Source organism: Bradyrhizobium sp. MI1.11 (genome assembly GCF_055811255.1).
Map to the genome: position 1 here is coordinate 51,024 of NZ_JBVVPM010000037.1, position 21,163 is coordinate 72,186.

19 protein-coding genes and 1 tRNA gene are annotated in these 21,163 nt (G+C 62.9%); 5 read left to right on the forward strand and 15 right to left on the reverse strand.

Translation table 11 applies throughout. From position 1 onward, the window contains the following. The first annotated feature begins 193 nt into the window (after window positions 1-193). The gene (locus AC0L30_RS29475) at window positions 194-418 is read left to right on the forward strand and encodes a hypothetical protein (RefSeq protein WP_007591061.1); all 225 of its coding nucleotides are present in this window, start codon (window positions 194-196) and stop codon (window positions 416-418) included. Window positions 419-467: 49 nt separating this feature from the next. Here AC0L30_RS29475 and AC0L30_RS29480 read toward each other — a convergent pair whose 3' ends face one another. The 4 genes from AC0L30_RS29480 to AC0L30_RS29495 all read right to left on the reverse strand — a co-directional run bounded on the left by AC0L30_RS29480 (window position 468) and on the right by AC0L30_RS29495 (window position 4,010). Then, the gene (locus tag AC0L30_RS29480) at window positions 468-659 is read right to left on the reverse strand and encodes a hypothetical protein (protein WP_007591059.1); all 192 of its coding nucleotides are present in this window, start codon (window positions 657-659) and stop codon (window positions 468-470) included. Between the two features lie 138 nt (window positions 660-797). Next, the gene (locus AC0L30_RS29485; protein WP_473405808.1) at window positions 798-1,493 is read right to left on the reverse strand and encodes an endonuclease/exonuclease/phosphatase family protein; all 696 of its coding nucleotides are present in this window, start codon (window positions 1,491-1,493) and stop codon (window positions 798-800) included. Beyond that, a complete protein-coding gene (locus AC0L30_RS29490) occupies window positions 1,493-3,526 on the reverse strand; it encodes a VTT domain-containing protein (RefSeq protein ID WP_473405809.1) in 2,034 nt (677 codons plus the stop codon). The genes AC0L30_RS29485 and AC0L30_RS29490 overlap by 1 nt, the downstream gene beginning before the upstream one ends. A 187-nt stretch (window positions 3,527-3,713) precedes the next feature. After that, window positions 3,714-4,010, reverse strand: a complete 297-nt coding sequence (locus tag AC0L30_RS29495; protein WP_473405810.1) for a hypothetical protein — start codon at window positions 4,008-4,010, stop codon at window positions 3,714-3,716. Window positions 4,011-4,158: 148 nt separating this feature from the next. Here AC0L30_RS29495 and AC0L30_RS29500 point away from each other — a divergent pair, with 148 nt between their 5' ends. Then, the gene (locus AC0L30_RS29500; RefSeq protein WP_007591053.1) at window positions 4,159-4,365 is read left to right on the forward strand and encodes a hypothetical protein; all 207 of its coding nucleotides are present in this window, start codon (window positions 4,159-4,161) and stop codon (window positions 4,363-4,365) included. A 41-nt stretch (window positions 4,366-4,406) separates the two neighbouring features. Here AC0L30_RS29500 and AC0L30_RS29505 read toward each other — a convergent pair whose 3' ends face one another. Together AC0L30_RS29505 and AC0L30_RS29510 are read right to left on the reverse strand one after the other, a co-directional pair. Continuing rightward, window positions 4,407-5,162 carry a DUF7168 domain-containing protein gene (locus AC0L30_RS29505; RefSeq protein WP_473405811.1) on the reverse strand — a complete coding sequence of 252 codons (756 nt, stop codon included), beginning with the start codon at window positions 5,160-5,162 and terminating at the stop codon, window positions 4,407-4,409. Between the two features lie 50 nt (window positions 5,163-5,212). Continuing rightward, window positions 5,213-5,302: transfer RNA gene (locus tag AC0L30_RS29510), tRNA-Ser, on the reverse strand. 299 nt (window positions 5,303-5,601) lie between these two features. Between AC0L30_RS29510 and AC0L30_RS29515 the strand changes: the two genes are divergently transcribed. Beyond that, window positions 5,602-6,552: a helix-turn-helix domain-containing protein gene (locus AC0L30_RS29515; protein WP_219684324.1), complete on the forward strand. Its 951-nt coding sequence runs from the start codon at window positions 5,602-5,604 to the stop codon at window positions 6,550-6,552. 148 nt (window positions 6,553-6,700) lie between these two features. Beyond that, window positions 6,701-9,619, forward strand: coding sequence for an ATP-binding protein (locus tag AC0L30_RS29520; protein WP_473405812.1), 2,919 nt, complete (start codon window positions 6,701-6,703; stop codon window positions 9,617-9,619). Between the two features lie 120 nt (window positions 9,620-9,739). Here the strand turns inward: AC0L30_RS29520 and AC0L30_RS29525 are convergent, their stop codons facing one another. After that, window positions 9,740-10,501 (reverse strand): SDR family NAD(P)-dependent oxidoreductase, encoded by a 762-nt coding sequence (locus AC0L30_RS29525; protein ID WP_473405813.1) that lies wholly within the window; start codon window positions 10,499-10,501, stop codon window positions 9,740-9,742. A gap of 292 nt (window positions 10,502-10,793) precedes the next feature. Between AC0L30_RS29525 and AC0L30_RS29530 the strand changes: the two genes are divergently transcribed. Next, window positions 10,794-11,909 (forward strand): helix-turn-helix domain-containing protein, encoded by a 1,116-nt coding sequence (locus tag AC0L30_RS29530; RefSeq protein ID WP_473405819.1) that lies wholly within the window; start codon window positions 10,794-10,796, stop codon window positions 11,907-11,909. A gap of 35 nt (window positions 11,910-11,944) precedes the next feature. On the opposite strand, the gene AC0L30_RS29535 is transcribed toward AC0L30_RS29530, so the two are convergent. The 8 genes from AC0L30_RS29535 to AC0L30_RS29570 all read right to left on the reverse strand — a co-directional run bounded on the left by AC0L30_RS29535 (window position 11,945) and on the right by AC0L30_RS29570 (window position 20,858). Continuing rightward, window positions 11,945-12,268, reverse strand: a complete 324-nt coding sequence (locus tag AC0L30_RS29535; RefSeq protein WP_473405820.1) for a hypothetical protein — start codon at window positions 12,266-12,268, stop codon at window positions 11,945-11,947. Window positions 12,269-12,504: 236 nt separating this feature from the next. Continuing rightward, window positions 12,505-14,355 carry a dihydroxy-acid dehydratase gene (gene ilvD, locus AC0L30_RS29540; protein ID WP_473405814.1) on the reverse strand — a complete coding sequence of 617 codons (1,851 nt, stop codon included), beginning with the start codon at window positions 14,353-14,355 and terminating at the stop codon, window positions 12,505-12,507. A 257-nt stretch (window positions 14,356-14,612) separates the two neighbouring features. Then, window positions 14,613-15,473 carry an ABC transporter permease gene (locus AC0L30_RS29545; protein WP_473405815.1) on the reverse strand — a complete coding sequence of 287 codons (861 nt, stop codon included), beginning with the start codon at window positions 15,471-15,473 and terminating at the stop codon, window positions 14,613-14,615. Next, window positions 15,470-16,399, reverse strand: a complete 930-nt coding sequence (locus AC0L30_RS29550) for an ABC transporter permease (RefSeq protein WP_007590961.1) — start codon at window positions 16,397-16,399, stop codon at window positions 15,470-15,472. Before AC0L30_RS29550 ends, AC0L30_RS29545 begins: the two co-directional genes overlap by 4 nt. Next, a complete protein-coding gene (locus tag AC0L30_RS29555; RefSeq protein WP_473405816.1) occupies window positions 16,399-17,391 on the reverse strand; it encodes an ABC transporter ATP-binding protein in 993 nt (330 codons plus the stop codon). Before AC0L30_RS29555 ends, AC0L30_RS29550 begins: the two co-directional genes overlap by 1 nt. After that, window positions 17,388-18,371 (reverse strand): ABC transporter ATP-binding protein, encoded by a 984-nt coding sequence (locus tag AC0L30_RS29560; RefSeq protein WP_473405817.1) that lies wholly within the window; start codon window positions 18,369-18,371, stop codon window positions 17,388-17,390. The genes AC0L30_RS29555 and AC0L30_RS29560 overlap by 4 nt, the downstream gene beginning before the upstream one ends. Window positions 18,372-18,374: 3 nt before the next feature. Beyond that, complete coding sequence (locus AC0L30_RS29565; protein ID WP_473405818.1) at window positions 18,375-20,012, reverse strand: ABC transporter substrate-binding protein; 1,638 nt, start codon at window positions 20,010-20,012, stop codon at window positions 18,375-18,377. Window positions 20,013-20,042: 30 nt separating this feature from the next. After that, window positions 20,043-20,858, reverse strand: coding sequence for a sugar phosphate isomerase/epimerase family protein (locus tag AC0L30_RS29570; protein WP_007590953.1), 816 nt, complete (start codon window positions 20,856-20,858; stop codon window positions 20,043-20,045). Between the last annotated feature and the right edge of the window lie 305 nt (window positions 20,859-21,163).

Here is a 21,163-nt window from a genome sequence, read left to right on the forward strand (position 1 = left end):
CCGTGGTTCAAATCTGGATCGTTGGAAGCTTCCGGCGGAAGCCAAACGCCGTCAAGCCCGCTGGGCGTGCCCAGACCGGGTGTGTGCAGGTCACCCACCAGCTCTACGCCAGCCAACCCGGCTAGGCAGAGATGTTTACCATTGATTAAGCAGACTCAGCGCGCCTTGGCCCGGAGACATCGAGAGCTGACGCATGAACAAAGAACTGCGGGAGTTTCGACGGCTTGAACGGGTCTGCCTTGAGCAGGCAGCCCTCTCCACCATGGACCTGGCGCGAAGCGGGTTGCTCAAGGTCGCCGACGATTGTCGCGTCGCAGCCGAAGCGATCGAGGCGCAATCGCCTCGCAGATCTTTCGCAACCGCCGTTCAGGCGCTGAAGCAGGCGTTGAGCGTGACGCGCGTCCCTCACCGGCACTGAGGCCGGCGCTCGCAGGCAAGGACATCTTTGACGGGGCGACAGCGCGCGGTCAGCCCTTGGCTTCCGTCTGTTCACGTGCCAACCGTTCGGCTCTCAGCCGCTCCTTGTTGGCATAAAACGCCTTCTGCGCCGCTTCATGATCGCGCATGGCTTTTTCGGCTTCGATACGGCGTGTCGCATCGCGCGCCTGCCGCTGTTCGGGGGTCAAGGGCTTGCGCCGGTAGGAAATGTCTTCCGTCATGGCCAGATAACGCAGGGGTCAGGAAAGGGTTCCCCTTGGTCCCGCCGGGCGGCAGCGTGGGCCGACTGCATAAATGTGCGAAAACAACCCCATGCACAGTAGCCAAGTCCTTCTGCAGAAAGAACTTTTTTATCGCGCTTAAGACGCGTTTGACCCGCCGGCGATCTCGATGTCTGCAATAACGGGCAAATGGTCTGAGTAAGCCCGCGCCCCTTCGTCGGTCCAAACCTTCCCGATCGGGCTGTCGGAGGTCGCATAGATCCGGTCAAGCCGCAGCAGGGGCAAATGCGACGGGAAAGTTCGCAGCCGCGTGCGGTTTGGGCAGGCCTGCGCAAGCACGCGCCGCACCGATTTGATCCAGAACCAATCGTTGAAATCCCCGAGGACGACGGTCCTTCCGGGCTTCATCAGGCTCACCAGCGCGTGAGCCTGCGCTTGGCGCTCGTGGATACTCAAGCCGAGATGCGTGGCCACCACGCGGACATCGCCGACCGGCGTCAGCAGTCCCGCGGCGATCGCTCGGCGCGGTTCGCGCTCACGATACGACACGTCGACGATCTCGGGCGGGCCGGAGAATGGGAAGCGGCTCAGGAGCGTCTGGCCGTATTCGCCATCCGCCGTGACGATCGACTTGGCGTGAACACGGTGATCGCCGACGACACTCGCCAGCTTCGCAAACGGATCGTCAGATCGCGATCGCGAATCCACCTCCTGAAGCGCAACGACATCGGGAGCCCATTTGCGAATGATGGAACAGATACCTTCCAGATCGAACTTCGGATTGAGATTGAAGGTGCCATGCACATTCCACGTCATGAAGCGCATCGGCGCCATCATCGCCTCCCGGCGAGCCACGTCGCGACGAATTGCGCGCCTGCGCAGATCGCGAGCCAGCCCAGGAACGCCAATGCGAGCAGCAATATGTTGACCCAGGACGCATTCCTGGCGAGATCAGCGATCTGAGCCCCCAAAACTGCCATGGCGAGAATGCCCGGCGTCATGCCGAGCAGCGTTCCGACCAGGAAGTCACGCAGCGGCAGCGTGCTCGCGCCAGCCACGACATTCACCACCGAGAACGGTGCGATCGGAATCATCCGGATGACGACGACGGCCAGAATGCCCTTGCCGACAACACGCTCCTGGATGCGCGCGGTACGTCGTCCGAGCAAACGCTGGAGGCGCTCGCGGCCGAGTGCCCGCCCGATCGCAAACAGGACAAAGGCGCTGAGCACGACCCCCGTCATGGCGGTGACGAAACCTAGCCATGGTCCGAGTGCGGCAGCAGTTGCCGCAATGAGCACGAGAACCGGAAACACGACCAACCCGCCGACGACGAAAGCCGCTATCGCGAATGGCGGCCCCCAGACGGACTGCGAATAGGCAGACAGAAGCGTCGACATCCGGCCGGCGTCGGCGAAATCGCTCAAGGACGTGTAGGACCAGGCCATTGCGAGTCCGCAAAGCGCCACGGCTATCGAGACCATCCCGATGATCGTCTTCGTGCTCCACATGCGCGATGCCGCCCGCTCCAGATGAAGAGGCCGCTCAGGGTCCGCCACCGGCTGAACCATCGTGGCCAGAGCGCTGGTCAGGACCGAAGATTCCACGTCGCGCAGCGCCTTCGTCCCACCTTCTCTTGAGACGTCGTCCAGGAGCGCAAATAGACGATCGTCGTTCTGCGCGACGGTCTGTTCATCGAGGCCGCAGAAATGGGCGATCAGGCGACGGCGGACCGAAGCGATGAAATTTCGATGCTCGTCCGATGTGGCTTCAAAGATCAGGTCACATTCGCTGTCGGCGCCCATCGATCGATTGTTTAGATTGGCCGAACCGATCCTCAAGATCCGATCGTCGACGATCATGAGCTTGCTGTGCACCATCACGGCCGCTTCCGTGTCCCCGTTCCCCGACACCGGGTAGACGAAGCGGATACGATCGGCGATGCCGGCTGAACTGAAGCAGTCGATGAAGGCGCCCCGGCCGTTCTGCATGGCCTGGGATTCCAGCCACGAGGAATGCAGTTTCGGAGTGACGACCACAACCCGAAGCGAAGGCACGCGCAGCATCTGCTCCGCCAATTCGCGCGCGATCTTGGTGGCGCTGGTGAACTGGTTCTCGATGTACACGAAGCTCGTCGCTGACCGGATCGCTGCGATCAACGAGCGTTCGACTTCCCGGAGCGTCGAACCTGTCGGACAAACCACCTCGGTCCTGGCGATACCCACCGGCATATGCTCAGCTTCCACGGGCACATTCGCCGGCCAGCGCAAGCTCTTCAGCGGGCGCCGATCGTCAATCTGTTGGCCTGCCGCGCGCCAGCGTTGCTCCGCGAGGTCGAACAGCCACGCCGCCGCATCCCCGTCGACTATGCATTGAACATCATGAAACGGCAGGTATGGCTTGCCCTGGGGATCACAGCGCGATGCGTGATCGGCGCGATGGTCACTCGTGTCCCAGCGCCTGATCGTCAGATCGAGTCCGCCGACGAACGCCAGCGAACCGTCGACACAGACGATTTTCTGGTGTTGGGCCGACCCAAATGGAAGTGTGGAATCAAGATAAAACCGGACGCGGCCATCTGTGTCGGCGGTGAATTTCGCCGCGGAATTCCATTCCCTCTCGGAAGCGTAGAACGAGACAAAGTCCCAGATGAGAATGTTGATGCGCAAGGTGGGACGTCGCTGGACCAGCGCGCGCAGGAACGGGCCGAACTGTTCCGGCAAGCCGTCATCCGCTCGCCCGGACTCGCCGACCAGCCTGGTTTCACTATGGATATCCCAGCCGACGATATAAACGAGATCCTGCGCCTGCAGCAGGGCCTCCCGCAGGGCCGCGAAATAAGCGGCAGCATCGTTCAGAACCGCCACACGCCGCGCCTCGCACCGCCGCCAGACGGTGTCGCCGGGGATCAGGGTCGATGAGCTCTGAAGCAGGGAGACCTCGCCATTTGCGTTCGCGTTGAAACGCGCTGAACGTGCAAGGGGTTCCCCAACTCAGATCCATGCGTCACTGTTCAGCGTGTGCGGATTCCGGCGCCAAAGTCTCCCCTCGCCGCTACTTGGTTCGGACCGCCTTTGCACCTGCGCCCTTCAGGGCGTCCGCGATCTTCTCGGGCGCATCGCCGTGAAAGTCCACGGAGACCTCGATTGGACCTTCCAGCTTCTGATGACCCTCCGGCGCAGGCGCGGTCTTGGCGTCAGGACCGGCCGGGCGTGTCCCCGACGTGTTCGCACCACCGGCGGCCTGAACGAAAACGTCGCTTCGCGGCACGCCACATTCCTGCACGACATGCTCAACCGCTAGCTCGGCGTCACGGCGCGTGTCGAATTCTCCGATGATCGTACTTTCCAAGGGCGCCCTCCATAGCTGGACGAGAGTGCGAACAACAGGCCAGCGAGGGCCAGGTTCCTGAACGCGCGGGCGTCCCTGGCGGCGTTTTGGGACGCGCGAACAAGAACCAATCCAAGAACCAATCATTGCGCGGGACGTTGAGTCCGCGATGTCAGACGCTTTTGATTATTTCCGAGCCCATGCGGTCCGAGCCCTTTGCAAGGCGCGGGCGATGCCGCGCGGACGAATGAAACATCTCCAAACCGTCGTGGCCCGGATCTACCACCTGCTGACCAAAGAGGCTGCCTACGGGCCGAACCTGCAGCATATGGACGACTTCCGCGCAGCCCAGAAGCTCGAGAAATCCATCGACTGAACTGCAATTATGGTGAGGCTGCACGCCCTCCCCCGACGCGTTCAGCTCCCTTTAGGAGCGGTCCTTGACTGCGACCCGCCAAGGGACTTGCCAAGCCCGGGATTGATGGCGAGCGACGCACCGGCGGCGCCGCCGGCTTCATAGGCTGTCATCGACACCATCCGGCTGGTGCTGCGCTGGGTCCGCATCTTCAGGTCGAGCTTGTCGAACTCCGCATCGACCACCGAGGTCTTGAGAACCACCAGCCCGCGGCCGGTGCTTTCGTTGACCTGATCGCGACTGGCCTTGATCGCCACCAGCCTCTGCGCGATTGAGGCCACCATGCCGAGCGCGAAGGAAGCATTGGCCAGGTGCCGCTGCTGGTGCCGGAACCTGCTGTAGTCGATCGAAGTCTTGAAACGGCCGAGCTCGGCGCGCACGGCGCCGTCGATCAATTCAGCCAGATAATGCGCGACTTCGACATCCGCGCCGAGACCGAAGAACACATAGTGGTTCTCGCCGGCCGCGTTCTTCTCGCGCCAGACCCGACAATCGCAGAAATGAGCGATCGCGCCGATGCAGTCGTCCAGCGGAATTCGCTTCTTGCGATGGGTCTCGTAGACCTTCCGCTCGCACGGCGACGCCCGCAGTTCGACGTCGGAGAGCGACAGATCGTGGCGATCCAGCAGCTCGGCGACCTTGGCGGCCGCAGACAGCGCCTCGTCCTCGGTGCAGCCATTGGCGATGGTCTTGGCGCGCAACGCCTGAATGCGGAGCTTCAGTTTGTCGAGCCCGGCCGGATTGGATGTTGGATTCACGGATCACCTGCCCCGGAAAGCCTGACCGATAGACCCCCGGTCGGATCGACTGGCGGAAGGGGTGGGATTCGAACCCACGGTACCCTTGCGGGCACGCCGGTTTTCAAGACCGGTGCCTTAAACCACTCGGCCACCCTTCCGGAGCAACAATTTCAGAGGGTTAGCAGCGGCGCGAGCTGAACGAAAAAAGGCCGTTACTACCGCTTTACTACCCAACGTGGTCAGTGAGTGCTCTTTACGGTGAGACCCATAGCGCCGTCAACGCTCGACCCTTCGGACTGGCACCAAGTAAGACCTACAGGGGGCTTCTGTTCCGGGAACTTGCCGAGCCACTCGCCGACTTCGTCAGGCGCGCATGACGTCCAGAAGTCAACGAAATCGTGCGTTTGAGATCGATCGATCGAGCATTCGGCCGCATAATTGCCGTCGAGGTTTCCAGATGAGCGAGCCACACGCCACCGGTGGGAAATCGGCCAGCAAAGGCGCCTATGGTGCGCATCTGGCAGCCAGTTTCCGTTTGCCCGAACCTCCCACCCATGTCCGTCGTACCTTGCAGCGAGGGACCATCGCTGTCTCGGTGCTGAGAGGAGGAGCCACAGGAAAGCCAAGCGGCTCGCTCGGTTTTCTCGACGCCTATCAGGTGATCGTTCCACTCAAAAGTATTCGGCAGGAATTCTGGCAAGGCAGTCGGTTCGTCTCATCCGATCCCGTGCAAGGTGGAACAACCTACATCATCGATCTTAGAGAAGATCCTCGGGTCCTTTGTCGGAATCCCGGCGGCACTGTGCACTTTTACATGCCGATTTCGACCATGAAGGCCTACGCCGAACAGAATGACTTACCGGCATTCGCGGATTTCATCCATCGGCCGACGACCGGCCATGACGATCCTGTCATGCGTCATCTCTCCGAGACGGCTCTTGCGGCCTTGGACCGGCCCCACGCGACGACCGGACTTCTGCTCGATTCGATCCTTGATGCTGCGTGCATCAACGTGCTCGGACAATATGCGACGTTGAATGGCGCAAACAAAACTCGAACATACGGGCTGGCAGCATGGCAGGAACGTCGTGCGAAAGACCTAATAAACAGCCAGCTCGACGTCTCCATGGCCGAACTCGCCCGGGAATGCCGCATTTCGGTCGCCCATTTCGGTCGGGCCTTCAAGCGCACCACCGGAATGTCACCTCATCAGTGGCAGCTCGGTCGTCGCATGCAGCGGGCACAAGCAATGCTGTCAGGGTCGACGCTTTCGATAGCCGAGATTGCCCTTGCGTGCGGATTTTCCAGCCAAAGCCATTTCACCAATTCCTTCACGGAGAATGTGGGTGTCGGCCCCGGGCGTTGGCGTCGATCAGGTGACCAACCAGAGACCATCGATAACGGCTAAGGCCGGCGCCCTTCGACCAATGGATAGCCCGGGCGGATCAGTTTTCCGCAACCTGCGTCACAATTCTGGAAGATTTTACCTGCGATTCTGGAAGATTTTGCCTGCGCCCTGCGCACGATATTTATCGACCGGGGAAAGGGAGTCGCAGGTGGCAGTTCATGCGAAGGTTCGAGCCGAAGCCCCCTCGCCCTTATCGCCCCAGCGCGACAACGATCTTCATTCAGGAGAAACGACGACGTCGTTCGGAAACTTCCGCCTGGACCGCGCGCGCCGCTTGCTGACCAAGGACGGAAAGCCGGTGCGGATCGGCTCTCGCGCGCTCGACCTGTTGATCGTCCTGATCGATCGCGCCGGCGAGGTCGTCAGTCGGCGCGAGTTGGTCGATCTCGCATGGCGAGGCGTGGCCGTCGACGATGCGGGTGTCAGAGTACACATTGCATCGCTTCGCCGCGTTTTGGGAGACGGTCGCGACGGTGCACGCTACATCGTCAATGTCAGCGGTGTAGGTTACAGCTTCGTCGCATCCGTCACGCGAGAGGCCACCGAGGCGCCGTCTCTGCCGACCGCATCCCCGGCGCCCCGGCTCACGGGCCGCGTGCCGCCACCACCCCGGTTGCTGGTCGGCCGCGACGATGTTGTCAACAGCCTGGTCGAACTTCTCCTTGAACGTCGGTTCGTAAGTATCGTCGGCTCCGGAGGCATCGGGAAAACTACAACCGCGACAGCCGTTGCGGACCGTTTGCGAGCGGAGTTTGGTGACGACAATATTGCTTTTGTCGATCTCGGCGCCGTCTCTGACCCCGAACGGATACCCGAGGCTATCATCTCGGCAATTGGCTGCCGGATCGGAGGCGCCGATCCCGTTGAGGAGATTTTGAACTTCCTCACCGGCAGACGCGTGCTGATCATCTTTGATAGTTGCGAGCATCTCCTCGATTCAACATCCGGACTGGCCGCGCGCTTGTTTCAACAAGCTCCAGCTGTCCATCTGCTGACGACGTCGCGAGAAGCGCTGCGTGTCGACGGCGAGACGATCCATTTGCTAAGCCCTCTCGCCTGCCCGATGGAGGAGTGCCCCACCGCAGCGCAGGCGCTGGCCACGCCAGCCGTGCAACTCTTCCTGGATCGCGCCAAGTTTAGCGGATTCAATGGCGAGCTGAGCGATATCGAGGCGCCGATCGTCTCCGGAATATGCCGAAGAACCGACGGAATTGCACTGGCAATCGAAATGGCGGCCAGCAGGGTTGGCACCTACGGTATTTCTGGGGTCGCCAACCTGATTGTCGGTAACGTTGACCTCGGCCTGGTTGGTCGCCGCGACGCGGCTCCCCGACATCGAACGCTCGAATCGATGCTCGACTGGAGCTTCAGGCTTCTCAATCGAGAGGAACAGCGCGTCCTATCCGCCCTCTCCATGCTCGTCGGTCTGTTCACAATGGACGCCGCGTGTTCGATCACGAACAATGGCGACCATGATAGCGCCAACGTCTCCAGAACGATCATGAGCTTGATCGACCGGTCTCTCGTCTGGGTTCATCGGGAAGGTGACACCGTCTTCTATCGGCTTCCCGACACGACTCGGGCATACGCGGCCGCCAAGCTGGCCGAGACCGAACAGACTGAATCGATTGCCGCGCGCCACGCGCTCTATTTTTCGAAGCTGTTCAAGGCCACCGCGCTCGAGCACGGCACCTATGCTGATATTGGACGTCACGCGCCGCATGTCGGAAATTTGCGAAAGGCACTCGAATGGACATTTTCCAACGAGAAGTCCCGCCCGCTTGGCGTTCAGCTTGCGGCCGACACCGCCCCGCTCTTTCTCGGTCTCTGGTTGTTGAACGAATGCCGGCACTGGTCACAACTGGCATTAAGCTTTAAAGACGACCTCGGCGAAATTCCCGAGAGCGAAGCGCGCCTGCAGGAAGCGCTGGCGGTGTCCACGATGTACACCCTCGGAAATACGCCGGAGGTTCGGAATGCCCTGGAGCGTGGGTTGGTTCTCTCCGAGGCTCTCGGGCAAGCGCCCCAACAGCTTCGCCTTCTGGGCGACCTGGCCCTCTTCTTCAACCGAACTGGCGATTTCGGAGCGGCGCTGGCCGCCGTGAAGCGCAGCGGAGCCATCGCAGAACGCAGCGATTCTCCTGAAGATCGCATCAATGCTGAATGGCTGATGGCAGCTTCCAGTCATATGGCAGGCGACCAATTGGCAACGATCGCCCACTACGAGCGCGGTTCCAGGCTTGAAGCCACGACCGGCCGCGCGAAAATCAATCTGTTCGGATACGACGATCGCCTGAGGGCCCAGATCTCGCTGGCACGCTGCGTTTGGCTCCGCGGATCCCCCGATAGCGCCTGCAAGCTGGCCATCAAGGCCATGGACGATGCGGCGGAGATATCTCTGCCAAGCAACTACACCATGGCGATCACCCACTCCGTACCTGTCTTGCTTTGGAGCGGCAACACCGTTGAGTCGGCCCTGTATATCGAACGCTTGCTTGTACACGCCCAACGTTTATCGATCAAAACTCACACGTCTGCCGCATTGGCGCTGAGAGGAGAATGGCTCTTGATGACCGGAGACTTCTCGACCGGAGTTGAGACATTGCGACAAGCGCTCGAACGGCTTCGCCGCGAGCGCCTGCACATGCTCACTCCAACAGCGTCGATAGCTCTGGCGGATGGGCTATCCCAGTGCGGAAATCATGACGAGGCGCGCGCGACGATCGACGGCGCCCTGTCATCGGCCCGGGAAATGAATCAGCAATTCTACCTTCCGAGCCTTCTGCGCACACAAGGCCAAATTATCTTGAGAAGCCCCCAACCGGACTTCGAATCCGCCGAGTCATCCTTGCGCAAGTCCATTGAACTTGCGGGAATGCAGGCCTCCCCTGGTTGGGAATTAAAGGCTGCCGTGCCGCTGGCACGCTTGTTGATACGAACTCGCCGCATCCACGAAGCCCTCGCCCTCATCGGCCCAATCTATCGCGCGCATTCGGAGAAAACGGGCTCGACCGATCTCGTCGCCGCCGCAAGCATTCTGGAGGCGCCGTGCGACTTCCACGTCTGATCGGGTCGACCTCCCAGCCCGCCGTCCGTCTTGACGATCTCTCATCGGCAGATAGCGGGGCCACGCAAATAGCGAGACCCCGGTTTGATTTCAAGGAGTCCGCACAGCCGTTGCGGGCAGCTAGATCGCCATGCCGCCCGAGACCTCGATTCGCTGGGCGTTGATCCAGCGGTTGTCCTCGGACAGCAGCGAAGCAATCATCGGCCCGACGTCGTCCGGGACACCAGGACGTCCGAGCGCAGTCATATCGGCGACACGTTTGTTAAGTGCTGGATTGTCGCGCACCATACCACCGCTGAAGTCGGTCTGCATTGCGCCGGGGGCCACAGCATTCACGGCGATCCCACGCGGGCCCAGTTCTTTGGCTTGATAACGCGTAAGGACCTCAATGGCGCCCTTCAACGCGCCGTACGGCGCGCTGCCGGGAATGATGATCCGGGCGAGGCCGCTGGAGATGTTCACGATCCTGCCGCCGTCTCTGATGAGCGGAAGCAATTTCTGCGTCAGGAAAAACACGCCCTTGAAATTCACCCTGTAGAGGGCATCGAGTTCGTCCTCAGTCGTCATTTCAAACGAATTGTGATGTGAAATGCCGGCATTGTTGACTAGATAATCGAAATGCGTTGCTCCGAGGCAAGCCAGGGCTTCCCGCACCTGCGCGACAAAGCCGCCAAATGCGCTCACGTCGCCGACATCCAGCTGCAAAGGTATGGCGCGGGATTCCATCTCTCTAACTTGCGCAGTCACCATGTCAGCTTCATTGCGTGCCGACTTGTATGTGAAGATGGTATCGACACCTCTGCGGGCAAGGCTGACCATCGTGTTACGCCCAAGACCGCGGCTGCCCCCCGTGACGATGGCGATTCGTCTACGCTGTTCCATCTGAATTCTCCTTGATCCTCGCGGCCCTTAAGTGCCACGAGGTCAGGATAGCGATGGGACACACTCCCGCGCGTTGTGAATTGCTAAGAATTGCTAAGACGACCAATGCACCTCAATGGAGCAACGTGACGCCACACTCTCCGTTCGACAGTGACTGCCTCTTTCGAGATATAGCAATATTTTGCAATCGATAACCCATATCGATCCGCCTTCAGACGTATCTTTCCCTTTATCGCACATGTTGAGGTTTCACGACCGTCGCAATGGCCGCGAAACCCGGAAAGAACGGATGATGTCCATCGGCACACAAGTGGAGCGATCGTTCAATCGTCGAGACTGTCCCTTGCGAGATGAAAGTCTACTCGAAACGGAGGGCCTCTACCAGGAACAGTCCTGGCGTCGAGTCCACCCCGGCGTCGTCGCCAGAGACATCGTAATCTCGCGCTGGACCAACCTGCAGGATGCCACACTGCGTGCCGAAGCGACGACACCACCCGATCAATATTTTTTGGGAATCGCGCTCAAGGCGTCCCGCCTGACATTCGCCGGCGATGGGCAGGCGATCTTCGATGGCAACATGCCGGCAGGCACGCTGTACGTCTCGGCGCCGTCGAAGCGAATCATCGCGCAATTTCATTCGCCGTGTGACTTCCTGCACTTCCGCGTTTCTGCCGACTACATGATTTCACAGCAATCGACGCGACAGTTACTCGCGGCCGAAAGCATGAATGAACTGGTATTGTTGCGTGATCCTCTCGTCGATCAACTTGCAAAGGTGCTGACCGGGTATGGGGACACGACCAACAGGGAGTTTGCACGTTGCATAGGCCGGACCCTCGCCATGCATGTGGCTCGGCTCGAAGGCCCACAGATCAAGGTCAATGGCTTGCCCAAGTGGCGTCTGCGTCGTGTCGAAGAGTACGTCAAAGCGCATTTCGACCGCGACATCGGTCTTTCCGACCTCGCAAACATCGCCGGTCTCTCTCGCATGCACTTCGCGGCGCAATTCCGAATTGCGACTGGCTACCGTCCGCATGAATATCTCCAGCATCAGCGCATCGAACGTGCCAAGTCACTATTATCAAACACCGAAACGCCGCTGGTCGAGGTCGCGCTTGCCGTTGGCTTCTGCACGCAGGCGCATTTTTCCACGGTGTTCAAACGCACGACAGGCGAAACGCCTGCGCGCTGGAGATCAGAAAGCAAGAATGCTTTCTCTTCGGTTCAAAAAGCTGCGCGGTGTGAGCACGCGGGACGCGCAGCCACCCAGACCGCAGCCGCGAGGCCATGCGAATCGGGAAATGGCTCGCATTCGCGAAGCATGTTCCCGGCCGCGAAGCCCGGTTTGGTGTCGCTTCCGTTTCCAGGCCTCATTTGCCGCCCTCAAAAGCGAAACGGCGCCCCGTAAGGAGCGCCGCTTGAATTTTTCGTAGCTTCGCCGGCTCAGTACCCGCAGGACGCGCAGCCCATCTGCACCGGGGCGTAATAGGAATAGCCCGGCTGGACCATCTCGACGCGTTGGCGCGTGGCGTATTGGGGCGGGATGCGTTCGTACTGGACGCTGGGCGGCGCCACCATCACGGTCTGCGGCACCATCACGGTGCGGTACTGCGCCGGCGCGCGGTGCGCCACGACGGCGCCTGGCAACACCATCACGGTCTCGTCGACGGTGCGGTATTGCGGCTGCACATATTGCTGCTGGTAGCAGGTCGTGCACGGCGACGGCGTGTAGCAATTGTAGCAGCCGGCGGAGGCCGCGCTCGTCATGGAAATCGCAGCGACGACGGTCGAGAAAACGACAGCGAGAGTGCGAGACATTATTGTGGTGCCCCAATTGCCCGAAATGGATTTGCGAAGGTCGCTGCAGTATACGCCGCAAAACCTTGCTTTGCCGAAGTTCGTCGGGGCATCCTTAATGCAAACGGCCGGCTTGCGCCGGCCGTTCAGAACTTGTTGACCATGCGCGATGCGCGAAAGTTGCATCACGCCCGCACGAGACGCTGTTACCTCGAGCGCCGCTTCACTTCGCGCACCGCGCCGCGCGCGGCGCTGGTGGTGAGCGCGGCGTAGGCCTGAAGCGCGGTCGAGACGTTGCGCTTGCGGCCGATCGCCTGCCAGGCGGTATCACCCTTCGCCTCTTCCGCGGTGCGGCGCTTGGCGAGCTCCTCGTCGGAGACCTCGAGGGTGATGCTGCGGTTCGGGATGTCGATGGCGATGCGATCGCCGGTCCTGACGAGACCGATGTTGCCGCCTTCGGCCGCTTCCGGCGACAGATGGCCGATCGACAGGCCCGACGAGCCGCCCGAGAAGCGTCCGTCGGTGACGAGCGCGCAGGCTTTGCCCAGCCCCATCGATTTCAGATAGCTGGTCGGATACAGCATCTCCTGCATGCCGGGGCCGCCGCGCGGGCCTTCATAGATGATGACCACGACCTCGCCGGCGACGACCTTGCCGCCCAGAATGCCTTCGACGGCCGCGTCCTGGCTCTCGAACACGCGGGCGGGGCCGGAGAATTTCAGGATCGAGGCGTCGACGCCGGCGGTCTTCACGATGCAGCCGTCCTGCGCGAGGTTGCCGTAGAGCACGGCAAGACCGCCGTCCTTGCTGAAGGCGTGCTCGAGGTTGCGGACGACGCCCTTCTCGCGATCGGTATCGAGCTCGTCGTAGCGCCGCTCCTGGCTGAAGGCGACCTGGGTCGGGATCCCGCCGGGCGAAGCACGGAAGAAGGTGCGGACGGACTCGCTCCTGGAGCGCTTGATGTCCCAGCGTTCCAGCGCGTCGTTCATGGTCGGCGCGTGCACGGTCGAAACCGACGTGTCGATCAGGCCGGCGCGGTCGAGCTCGCCCAGGATGCCCATGATGCCGCCGGCGCGATGCACGTCCTCGACATGCACGTCGGCGACTGATGGTGCGACCTTGCAGAGCACGGGCACGCGTCGCGACAGGCGGTCGATGTCCTGCATGGTGAACTCGACCTGGCCTTCATGGGCGGCGGCGAGCAGATGCAGCACCGTGTTGGTCGAGCCGCCCATCGCGATGTCCAGCGTCATCGCGTTCTCGAACGCCTTGAAGTTCGCGACATTGCGCGGCAGCACAGAGGCGTCGTCCTGCTCGTAGTGGCGGCGCACGATGTCGACGATGGTGTGGCCGGCCTCGACGAACAGGCGCTTGCGATCGGCATGGGTCGCGACCACCGTGCCGTTGCCGGGGAGCGCAAGGCCGAGGGCTTCCGTGAGGCAGTTCATCGAATTGGCGGTGAACATGCCCGAGCACGAGCCGCAGGTCGGGCATGCCGAGCGCTCGATCACCTTGACGTCCTCGTCGCTGACCTTGGAGTCGGCGGCTGCGACCATGGCATCGATCAGGTCGACCGCCTTGGTCTTGCCCTGCAGCGTGACCTTGCCGGCCTCCATCGGTCCGCCCGAGACGAACACGGCGGGGATGTTGAGCCGCAGCGCCGCCATCAGCATGCCGGGCGTGATCTTGTCGCAATTGGAGATGCAGACCATGCCGTCGGCGCAATGGGCGTTGACCATGTACTCGACGCTGTCGGCGATCAGTTCGCGCGACGGCAGGCTGTAGAGCATGCCGTCATGGCCCATCGCGATGCCGTCGTCGACCGCGATGGTGTTGAACTCTTTCGCCACGCCGCCGGCCTGCTCGATCTCGCGGGCGACGAGCTGGCCGAGGTCCTTGAGATGGACGTGGCCGGGCACGAACTGGGTGAAGGAATTGACCACCGCGATGATCGGCTTGCCGAAATCGCCATCCTTCATGCCGGTTGCGCGCCAGAGGCCGCGGGCGCCCGCCATGTTGCGGCCGTGGGTGGTGGTGCGGGAGCGATAGGCTGGCATGGCGGTTTCCGTCCTCGGGTTTGGCCGGCCGGGCGGGGCAAATTTTCGAAGCCGCCTCAGGCCTTTCCGGCCGGATAGCGCACGGGGGGAACGCGCGCAACGGGAACTTGAGCCGGACAGGGCTCCCCTGCTCCCGGCGCGGGCTCTTCGTAGCTCGGATGGAGCGCAGCGCAATCCGGGGCAAGTGCGCGCCGGGGGCGAGACCGGCCCCCGCGATTACGCTTCGCTCCATCCAGGCTACAAGAGCGCCCTTGGCTCTATTGCAGCTCGGGATCGAGCCGGTCTCGCAGCCAATCGCCGATCACCGAGACCGCCAGCGTGGTCACCACGATGGTGGTGGCCGGCGCCAGCATGATCCAGGGTGCCCGGGTCAGGTACTCGCGGCCGTAGCCGACCATGTTGCCGAGGCTGGTCATCGGCGGCTGCACGCCGAGGCCGAGAAACGACAGGCCCGACTCCATCAGGATCACCTCGGGAAAGACCAGCGTGGTCGACACGATCAGGGTCGAGGCGATGTTGGGCAGGATATGCCGGAGGTAAATCCGCGCCGGCGTCGCGCCGAGCTGCCGGACCGCCGCCGCATAGCCTTGGGCATTGGCGGAAATGGCAAGGCCGCGCGCGATCCGGGCGTAGCGCTCCCAGCCGAAAAATCCCATCAAGCCGATCAGGAGCGGCAGCGAATTGCCGAAGAAGGCCAGCACCGCGAGCGCCATGATCAGGAAGGGCATGCTGGCCTGGAAGTCGGACAACATCAGCACCAGCTGCTCGACGGGCCCGCGGAAATGCGCGGCGAGGAAACCGAGCGTGGTGCCGACGATGGCCGAGATCGCCGTGGCGCCAAACGCGATCAGGAGCGAGATGCGGATCGAGACGAGCAGCCGCGATAGCACGTCGCGGCCGAGCTCGTCGGTACCGAGCCAGTGCGCGACATTGCCGGGTGTAGCGAGACGATTGCGCAGGTCGAGCTGGGTATAGCCGTAGGGGGCGATCTTCTCGGCGTAGGCCGCGATCACCATCATCGCGACGATCCAGCCGATCGCGATGGCGACCGAGACCGGGATCGCCGGGAGGCTGATGCGGCGGCCGGCCGACGTGTCCTTCAGCGTGGTGTCAGTCATGCGTGCGCCCCCTTGGCGCGCAGCCGCGGGTCGAGGAAGCCGTAGAGGAAGTCGACGATCAGGTTCGAGGTGACCATGGTCATCGCCACCAGCAACAGGATGCACTGCACGACGGCGAGGTCGCGGTTGGCGACGGCGACGACGAGCAGGCGACCTACCCCCGGCCACGAAAACACGCTCTCGACCACGACCGCGCCCGCGATCAGCGTGCCCACCATGAAGCCCAGTATGGTGACGGTCGGGATCGCCGCGTTCGGCAGCGCATGCGACGTCACGACTTTTCGCCACGGCACGCCCTTCGCCGAGGCGGTGCGGATATAGGGCTGGCCCAGCACCTCCAGCATGGCGCTGCGGGTGAATCGCGCCAGCACCGCGGCGCCGCCAAGGCTGAGTGTCACGATCGGCAGGACGGCATGACGCCAGCTGTCCTGCCCGCCCGAGGGCAGCCAGCCGAGCTGCACGGCAAAGACGAGCACGAGCAGCAGCGCCAGCACGAAGCTCGGCACGGTGAAGCCGGCGACCGCCGTCATCATCACCGCGCGGTCGATTCCCGAGCCACGGTGCAGCGCCGCGTAGATGCCGGCGGGAATGCCGAGCGCGACCTTGAATGCGAAGGCCGGCAGCGTCAGCGCCAGGGTTGCCGGAATCCGCTCCAGCACAAGCTCGATCGCAGGCCGGCCGTCACGCATGGAACGGCCGAGCTCGCCTTTGGCGATCGCGCCAAAATAGTCGAGATACTGAAACCAGATGGGATCATCGAGCCCCCACGCCTTGCGGAAGGCGGCGAGGACTTCCGGCGGCGCTTCCGGTCCCAAAATCATCAGCGCGGGATCGCCCGAGAGACGCAGCACCACGAAGGCAAAGGTGACGACAAGCACGATCGTCAACGCCGCGCGTCCGATCCGAATGGCGAAATAGCGTCCCATCAGGCCGCGTCCCGCGTCTCGACTTGCGGCCCGGTCACGAGATGACAGGCGACCTGCCTGTCGCCACCGACGTTGGACAGCGCTGGTACCTCGCTTGCACAACGCGTGATCGTGCGCGGGCAGCGCGGATGGAAGGCGCAGCCTTGAGGACGGGCCGCCGGGTTCGGCGGATCGCCTGCCAGCACAATGCGGCCTGCGCTGCGGCGGCCCGGCGCGGGCGATGCCGAGACCAGTGCTTGCGTGTACGGGTGCTCCGGCCGCGCGAACAGATCATCGGCGCACCCGATCTCGACGATGCGGCCGAGATACATCACGGCCACCACATTGCTGATCTGCCGGACGACCCGCAAATCGTGGCTGATGAAGAGCAAGGTCAGCGCAAGCTGCGCCTGGAGATCGGCGAGCAGATTCACCACCTGCGCCTGGATCGAGACGTCGAGCGCGCTGACCGGCTCGTCACAGACCAGGAAATCCGGCTTTGTCGCCAGCGCCCGCGCCAGCACGATGCGCTGGCGCTGTCCGCCGGAGAGCGCACCCGGATAGCGCGCACCATGTGCGGGTGTCAGTTCGACCGCGCGCAGCAATTCGCGGACCCGCTCCTCGCGCTCGAGGGGCGTCCCGAGACCGTGAATGTCCAGAGGCTCACGGATTTGGGCGGCGACCGGCAACCGCCGGTCCAGCGCCCCCAGCGGATCCTGGAAGATCATCTGCATGTGCGCGCGTTGCGCACGCCATGCGGTCGTTCCGGGCGTTGCCATCGGCTTGTCGTCGAACCGCACCTCGCCGTGATCCGGCGGCTCGAGGCCGAGCACGATGCGGCCGGTGGTCGACTTTCCCGAGCCGGACTCGCCGACGAGGCCCAGCGTCTCGCCCCTGGGAATCGTCAGCGACACGCCATCGACCGCATGAACGGCGGCACTTCGGCCGAACATCCCGGAGCGCATGCTATAACTGCGCGAAATCGAGGACACTTCGACGAGCGGACGGCTCATTCGGCGGCGATCCCGAGCAGTGCGCGACGCGAAGCCTCGGCGCGGATGCAGGCCACGGCGCGATCCTCCGCGATCGGCGCGAGGCTTGGAGCCACAATGCCGCACGGCGCTTCTGCCAGCGCACAACGCGGCGCGAAGGCACAGCCATCAGGCATGCTCGCGGGATCGGGCACCGTTCCGGGAATGGCGGTCAGGCGGCGCCTCGGTCCGTCGAGCGGCGGCAGCGCACCGATCAGGCCCTGCGCATAGGGATGGACGGGATCGGCGAAGAGCTGGTTCGCCGGCGCCTCCTCGACAATGCGGCCCGCATACATCACGGCCACGCGGTCGCAGTTTTCCGCGACCACGCCGAGATCGTGGCTGATCAGGACCATCGCCATGCCCATCTCGCGGCGGATAGTCGAGAGCAGTTCTAAAATCTGCGCCTGAATCGTGGCGTCGAGCGCCGTAGTCGGCTCATCCGCGATCAGCAGGTCTGGATTTCCGGCGAGCGCCATCGCGATCATGATGCGCTGGACCTGGCCGCCGGAAAATTCGTGCGGATAGGCTTCGAGCCTGCGCGTCGCGTCGGGAATGCCGACCAGATCGAGCAGCCGCCGCGCTTCCGCTTTCACCGCGCCACCCGAGATATCGCGATGCAGCGCCAAGGACTCGCAGAGCTGCTTGCGGATGGTCAGCACGGGATTGAGTGCGCTCGCGGGATCCTGGAAGATCATGGCGACGCGCCCGCCCCTGATACGGTCGAGCTCGGCGGCGGGCGCACCGAGGATCTCGCGACTGTCGAGACGAACGGAGCCCGAGACGCGGGCATTCCGCGGCAAGAGGCCGAGTGCCGCAAGGCACGTCACCGACTTGCCCGATCCGGACTCGCCGACGAGGCCAAGCGCCTCGCCCTTGTGCAAGGCGAGATCGACAGCGCGCAGGACTGGCACGCCGTGGAAGGCGACGCTGAGGTCCTTGATGCTGATCAGCGGCGCCACCGATCAGGCCTCGAAATTGCCGGCGCGGAAATCCATCGCGAAGGCGGGCGACGCCTTCCACTTGATCGACTTCGGCTTGGCCGTGAAGGTCGCGTTCTGGTGCAGCACCGTATAGGCCGGGTCTTCGCGCTCGGCGATCTCCAGCATGCGGCGGAACGCCTTCTTGCGGGCGGCACGATCGATCGAGGTTTCCAGGAACTCCGAGAGCGTGTTCAGCTCGGCATTTGTCCACTCGCCGATCTGCTGCTGCTGGCCGTTGGGGCCGTGCTGGGCAACCAGCGACGATACGGGATCGTTGAAGGCGGCCGAGTTCGACCAGTCGCGGACCGCGCGCGTCGGCGCACGTTCCATGATCTGCGACCAGTTCTCCTTGGTTTCGATCTGGACGTTGAGACCGACCGACTTCCACATCTCGACCAGCACTTGCGCGGTCGCGACCTGGTTGGTGTAGTAATTGTTGAGCAGGCGATACGGAATAGGGTCGCCCTTGTAGTTGGCCTGCTTCAGCAGCTCCTGCGCCAGCTTGGGATCGTAGGCCGGCACGTTCCAATCGGCATTGAACATGTCGCCGTAGAACTCCCACTGCAGGCCCTTCGGGACGCGGGTGCGACCGGCCCACAGGCTGTCGACGATCGCCTGGCGGTCGATCGCATGGGTGAAGGCGCGTCTTACAAGCGGATTGGCGAGCTGGGCGTGGTTCTTGTCGAATACGGTCAGACGATGATTGAGGATGGTGCCGCCCTGCACTTCGAAGGCCGCGTTCTTCTCGATGCCCGCGATCTGGTCCGGCGGGATGTCGCAGGCGAACTGGTACTCGCCCGACAGCAGCCCGTTGATGCGGCTCGCGACCTCCGGGACCTCGAGGAAGCGAATGCGCTTGAGCGGTGGACGGCCGCCCCAATATTCGTCGTGGGCTTCCAGCGTCAGCGACACATCGGGCTTGAGTTCGACAACCTTGTAGGGCCCGGTGGTAACAGGCTTGCGCGCCCAGTCGAGATAGCTCGCGGATTCAGCCCAGGCGCGGCGGTTCGCGATATCTGAGCCGTAGCGCGACAGCCGACCCTCGATCGTGACGTCGGGCGTCGCGTTGTAGAAGCGCACGGTGTATTTATCGACGGCATCGACGCGGACGAGATCCGGCCAGATCCGGCGTGCAACCGCCGGAACGTCCGGCGGCAGTTCCTTGCCCGGCCGCGGCGTCGGAATTTTCTCAAAGGCCTGGATGGTGCTGCGGCTCTTGGCCTCGGTCTCACCGAACATGCGCTCGCGGCTGAACGTGAAGACGACGTCCTCCGCCGTCAGCTCGTCGCCATTGTGGAATTTGACGCCCTGGCGCAGCTTCACCTCGACAGTCTGGTCGTCGATACGGCGCCACTCGGTGGCAAGCCCCGGCACGGCCTCAAGGCTGCCGCGCCAGTTCTTGGAGATCAGGCCTTCCCAGATCGAGGAGAAGAACACCCGCTCGCCGACATTGGACTGCTCGCGCAGCACGTCGAGCACGTTCGAATTCGTCACCTTCTGCACCGCGATGGTGACCGAGGGACGGTTGTCGGCCTGCCCGATCGCAAAGCGCGGCAGCAGCAGCGTGCCTGCGGCAATGCTGCCGGACTTCAGGATGGTACGGCGCGTGAGCTTGCTCATGATGATAACCCCTGCCGGTTTTTTTGTCGGCTATTCGGCGAGACCGAGCGCGGCCAGATGGGCTGCGCCAGCGCGGACGTCGTCGTGGTTGCGAAGTTCGAGGATCAGTCGGGGGTTTGAGGTCAGCCGGCCCAGCGCGCGGAACACGGCGATCCACGGGATGTTGCCCTCGCCCGGCGCCCAATGCCGGTCAGCAAAGCCGTCGGTATCCTGGAGATGCACATGCGCCAGCATGTCGCCGGCGGTCTCGACATAGTAGTCGACCGGCGGCGCGCCGGTGGAGATGTGCGCGTAGTTGGCGTGGCCGGTGTCGAGGGAGACGCGCACCTTGCTGCTTTCGAGCGCCTTGGCGAGACGCACGCGATCGCGCGGATCCTTGTCCTCGATGTTCTCGATGACGATCTCGCAGCCGATGGTTTCGGCGCGCACGATCACCTCGGCGAGTGTCGCCTTGACGCGTTCGACGAGATTGCCGCGATTATCTGGATAGAGGTCGAGGTTGTTGTGGTCCCAGGTCGTGAATGGCGAATGGATCACCATCTGCGTCGCGCCGAGAAACTCGGCGGCTTCGAGGCCTTGAAGCAGGCGTTTCGTCACGACTTGGCGGATCATCGGGTCGTGGCTACCGATCGCGAAGCCCCAGAACGGTCCGTGGATGCCGAGCCGGCCGGTGTGACCTGAGAGCATCTGCTTGATTTCGCTAGCAGCACTTCGCCAGTCGCCGTCGAGCAAGTCCGCGCGAAAAAAATCCTGAATTTCGAGATCGCGCTGCCGTTCGAGAAGCCAGTCGCGATGGGCAGGGATCGATTTGATGGACAATGCGGCGCCCAGTACCGGCTTCGACATGGCTTGCTCCTCGGCCGTCAACAATGACGGGAGCAGCGCTAGACCAGTTCAATGACAGGCCGGTGAAATGCAGGTTCCGCAGCGCTGAGGAGATGTGGACATCCCCGCGATCGCGTGCATCGAATTCAGGCAGCGGCGAGTGCAGACGCATGCATCTGCGCTCGGATCAAGTGCGATGAAATCCGTAGTGATCCGGAATGGAATCCTATTCTGATGTCGCGTACATCGCGGGACATCGATCGGCGGCCTTCCAAGGGCATCACCCTCTGATCGCGCAACATGGGGTTGGGGGACCACATGGGGCG